This is a genomic window from Nostoc sp., assembly GCF_036917775.1.
Classification (GTDB): Bacteria; Cyanobacteriota; Cyanobacteriia; order Cyanobacteriales; family Nostocaceae; genus Nostoc.
On record NZ_JBALEQ010000012.1, the window covers coordinates 1 to 3,429 of the forward strand.

The following is a 3,429-nucleotide window of genomic DNA, read 5'->3' on the forward strand; positions in this document are numbered from 1 at the left end:
TATCAGTTGCACTCGACTTAATAAATCCTCAACATTTAAGAAACTGGTTTGCTAATTGCTGCTACTGTACCTCATAACAGCCGGAAGTGCTGTATATCCCTATTTTTGGCGGGAGTAAGCTTAAGTATAGTAATGAGTGCTTGTTCTTCGGCTAATGTTGATAAAACTGGTAATACTATTGCCAATTCCGGTCGTGATGTAAACCTAACGTTTGTTTCTTACTCAGTGACAAAGGCTGCATACGAGCAAATTATTCCACAATTTGTAGAAAAATGGAAAAAAGAGCATAACCAAAATCTGAAGTTTACTGAAAGTTATGATGGGTCTGGTTCTCAAACCCTAAATGTGATTGATGGTTTAGAGGCTGATGTGATACACCTGTCACTAGCCCTTGATGTTGACAAACTGGTTCAGACAGGTTTTATTCAACCGGGTTGGGAAAAAGAAGCACCAAATAATGCAATTGTGACCCAATCCGTAGGTGCGATCGCTACTCATGAGGGGAATCCCAAAAATATTAAAACATGGATAGATTTGACAAGACCAGGAGTGAGCGTACTGACAGCTAACCCGAAAACATCTGGTGGTGCGCGATGGAACTTCCTGAGTTTATGGGGTTACGTAACAAAAACTGGCCAGGATGAGAAGCAAGCATTAGATTTTACTTCCAAAGTTTATAAAAATGTACTTGTGCTGCCCAAGACTGCTCGTAATGCCAGCGAATTGTTCTTTAAACAAGGTCAAGGGGATGCTTTACTCAACTATGAAAATGAAATGATTTTATCAAAACAAAAAGGCGAAAAGTTTTCATATATTGTCCCTGATGTGAATATATCTATTGATAATCCAATTGCTGTGGTAGATAAGAACGTTGATCAACACGGAACTAGGAAAGTTGCAGAAGCATTTGTTCAATATCTCTATACCCCAGAGGTACAACGAGAATTTGCCAAAATAGGATTTCGTCCTGTGAATAATACGATTGCAAAAGAATTGGGTAGCAATTTTCCTAAAGTTAAAACTCTGTTCAAAGCAGAAGATTTAGGAGGATGGAATAAGATTCAACAGCAATTTTTTAATGAAGGTGCTATTTTTGATCAAATTCAAGCTCAGAAATCTTTAAAGTAAAGGGGTAAATTTTCAAAAATTTTACAACTTACAATATTAGGAATGTAGAGCATAAGCCAGCCATATTAGAGAAAAGCTTATGGTCTACAATCTTAGATAAATATCCAAGCAAAAATTACTATTTAAAGAGCTTGAAGTTAACTAAATTGACTATCACACGAAGAAAATTAATCATGGAAAGTAGAATTATGCAACAGTCTAATCAACAAGACAAAGACAAATTTATCTTCCCTCACAGTCGTTACTATGGTCAAGTGAAGCCAGAAAAGTTAGTCTTTAATACAAATTTACAAGAATTTGCTGAAAAAGTAGGCATTATCACTAGTTTAGAAACCAATGGTAAGCTCTCGGCTAATGAGGCTTACAAACAAATTAAATTACTTTGGAAACAACTGAAGTGTAGTAAAAAACAACTCTTAAATAGTAACGACCCACCAGCATCATCAGGAAATTAGCTTTGTTTAAAGTCAATTAATTGAAAATCGTTGAGTGTTAGTAACACACTAATATTTTCTGTTACTAAACATCAAGCGGTAAGTGAACGCTAACTATATTAAAATTGCTCTTCAATCTCCCCTTAATTAAAAATCCCTCTTGGTTAAGAGGGGTAAAGTACTATTTAGTGTAATTAGAATTGACACGCTTATCCCATCAAAATTGAATGCCTAGCAAACATTAGTCAATTATTTGTGGACTAGGAACTTGTGCGTCAATATCTGCCTGAGATAACGTAGGTAGCAACCAGTTGCCTTCAGCAGCTTTGAAGACTTTGGCTGGTGCAACATTCAATTCAATTGCACCAGTAGTTGGATTCGTTCTAGCAATGGACTGTGTACCATCGACAAACTTGACTGCAATGGGTTGGGTTAACTCTTGTACTTCAGTATTCGGAGTTAAAACTACTTGAGTACCTGCGGGTAGATAGATACCATCACAATCCCAATCATCATCTGTAATTTGCCCTGCTGCTAAGAAGTAGAGTTGAGTTGGATATTTTTTCGGTTTATTGGCGTAGATACCCAAAGTTTTACCTGTTTGATTAAAGCACTGCGCTCGTTTTCTGGCCGTTTCTATCACATACTTCTGAGACTGCAATTGTGATAGTCGGGCTTGAAATTGCTCAGGTGTATAGCCAGCTTGTTCAGGATTATCTTTCACATTTAAAAGTTGATTGAGTTCCTGAGTTACCTCAATATAATCAGTTCCTTTGGTAAAATCTTTACCTGCCCAAGAAGGTTGAGCAATTGTCAGATTCACGAGCAACACGAGAGCGACAAGAATAATTTTGATGAACTGCATAGTTTTCTCCCTGGTTTAAGATTTGTAGTAATCAGCTAAGGAATTTATTAGCTACTTAACACTTGAGTAAAAGAATTAAAAAGCAAAATTATTGCCAACATAAATAAGCTCTTTGAATATTTTTGCATAAATTTTGATTTAGTGGAATGCTGAGTCTTAAATCTTAGTAAAACTTTTAAGTCTATTAGAATTTACCCATTGATTGACAATTTCACTATTGTTTTTGCGGACTTTAATTTGTACTTTTTTAAAGCTTAGTTTGACTATCTCAGCAAGAATTTTTTGGACATCAGTAGCGTCAGGACGAGCTTTGTAAAACCAAATTACTCTTTGACCAACTTCAAAGTAATTAGGATTATTGATTAAAAGCATTAAGACTGTAAAAGAAAGGGGAAAATTTCATGTATTTGTAAAATTACAAACTTTGTACTTTGAATTTAGAAATTTGGATTATTTTCATTAGTCCCATTAAACATAGACAAGTAGCTGTCAAAGCAATTGGAGTCAATGAAGCACTGTCTAAGATAATAAACACACCTAAACCTATCAAGACAAAAGGAACAAAATTATTGCCGTAACGAGTTAACAGATTTGTAATTTCCTTCTGACAGGTTAATTTATAAGTTACGTAACACCAGACACCTACCAGCAATAAGAAGACTGAAATAATTACTAGCAACTCAGAAAAAGTACTATTAGCAAACAAGGGCATATAAATGCCTACGTTATCACTGCCGTTAGCGATAGTAATAGCTGCCACACTATAAGCTTGAGGAGATAAAAAACTAGCGAAAGTAGAAGAATCAGACAATTGTATTTCTGATTCTACATCAGACAAAGAATTAATTTCTGGATTGAGCAGACGATTTAATCCAATGCTAATTGGCACTAAACCCAAAAGCCCAATCCAATAGACATCTCCAAAATAGTATCATTCTGTGATAAAAGAACATTAAAGAGTGATTTTGGTACAGGAGCATGAGCAATATACTGAATTACATT

The 3,429-nt window shown here is 35.3% G+C and carries 4 protein-coding genes; 2 read left to right on the forward strand and 2 right to left on the reverse strand.

Going from position 1 to position 3,429, the window contains the following annotated elements; all coding sequences use genetic code 11:
- Window positions 1–132 precede the first annotated feature (132 nt).
- Both V7K69_RS01285 and V7K69_RS01290 read left to right on the forward strand, forming a co-directional pair.
- Window positions 133–1,128 carry a sulfate ABC transporter substrate-binding protein gene (locus tag V7K69_RS01285; protein ID WP_335030725.1) on the forward strand — a complete coding sequence of 332 codons (996 nt, stop codon included), beginning with the start codon at window positions 133–135 and terminating at the stop codon, window positions 1,126–1,128.
- 188 nt (window positions 1,129–1,316) lie between these two features.
- The gene (locus tag V7K69_RS01290; protein ID WP_335030727.1) at window positions 1,317–1,583 is read left to right on the forward strand and encodes a DUF7219 family protein; all 267 of its coding nucleotides are present in this window, start codon (window positions 1,317–1,319) and stop codon (window positions 1,581–1,583) included.
- A gap of 220 nt (window positions 1,584–1,803) precedes the next feature.
- Here V7K69_RS01290 and V7K69_RS01295 read toward each other — a convergent pair whose 3' ends face one another.
- On the reverse strand, window positions 1,804–2,427 hold the full coding sequence (locus V7K69_RS01295) for a hypothetical protein (RefSeq protein WP_335030726.1): 624 nt from the start codon (window positions 2,425–2,427) through the stop codon (window positions 1,804–1,806).
- A gap of 415 nt (window positions 2,428–2,842) precedes the next feature.
- Window positions 2,843–3,325, reverse strand: a complete 483-nt coding sequence (locus tag V7K69_RS01300; protein ID WP_442936106.1) for a cadmium resistance transporter — start codon at window positions 3,323–3,325, stop codon at window positions 2,843–2,845.
- Between the last annotated feature and the right edge of the window lie 104 nt (window positions 3,326–3,429).

Bases quoted from the DNA above. Each gene is read 5' to 3' on its own strand.
- V7K69_RS01285 (WP_335030725.1), top strand. From the start codon at position 133: ATGAGTGCTTGTTCTTCGGCTAATGTTGATAAAACTGGTAATACTATT.
- V7K69_RS01290 (WP_335030727.1), top strand. From the start codon at position 1,317: ATGCAACAGTCTAATCAACAAGACAAAGACAAATTTATCTTCCCTCAC.
- V7K69_RS01295 (WP_335030726.1), bottom strand. From the start codon at position 2,427: ATGCAGTTCATCAAAATTATTCTTGTCGCTCTCGTGTTGCTCGTGAAT.